1 protein-coding gene is annotated in these 879 nt (G+C 72.7%); it reads left to right on the top strand.

Translation table 11 applies throughout. The features are described from left to right. Window positions 1–879: glycoside hydrolase family 3 C-terminal domain-containing protein (locus tag ACTWQH_RS32770; protein ID WP_443290457.1), on the top strand; the 879-nt coding region annotated here is incomplete at both ends.

Here is an 879-nt window from a genome sequence, read left to right on the forward strand (position 1 = left end):
TTCACCGTCGAGACAATCGAACGCGGCGAGGAGGCCGTGGCCGCCGCGGCAGCCCAGGCCGATGTGGTGATCGTCGTCGCCGGCAACGACCCGCACATCAACGGCCGGGAGACCCAGGACCGCGACACCCTCGCCCTCCCACCCCACCAGGAACGGATCTGGAAAGCCGCCCACGCCGCCAACCCCGACACCGCCCTGGTGATCACCTCCTCCTACCCCTACGCCGTACCCGAAGCCGACGCCACCCTCCCCGCGCTGCTGTGGACCGCCCACGGCGGCCAAGCCGCCGGCACCGCCCTCGCCCGCGTCCTGACCGGCGAGGTCTCCCCCGCAGGCCGACTACCGCAGACCTGGTACACCGGAGACGACCAACTGCCCGCCATGCTCGACTACGACCTCATCGCCTCCCGCACCACCTACCTCTACTTCGACCACACCCCCCTCTACCCCTTCGGCCACGGCCTGTCCTACACCGCCTTCGCCTACACCGGACTGACCGCCGCCCTCACCGACGAACAGCTCACCGCCGAGGTCACCCTCACCAACACCGGCCCGCGCTCCGGCGACGAGGTCATCCAGCTCTACACCCGCGCCACCGAGCCGAGTGTGCCGCGCCCGCACCGCCAGCTTGTGGCGTACCGCCGCGTCCGCCTGGCCCCCGGCGAGTCGCGGCGGCTGGCGTTCGCCGTCCCGGCCCGCGAGGCGTTGGGCTTCTGGGACGTGGCGCACTCCCGCTGGACGGTCGAGCCGGGCGCGTACGAGGTGCAGGCCGGCGCCTCCAGCCGCGACATCCGCTGCTCGGAGACGGTGACGGTGGACGGCGACCCCATCCCGCCCCGCCCGGTGATGAGTGCCGGGCTGGCGGCTGCCGACTTCGAC

Source organism: Streptomyces sp. 6N223 (assembly GCF_052246635.1).
GTDB lineage: Bacteria > Actinomycetota > Actinomycetes > Streptomycetales > Streptomycetaceae > Streptomyces.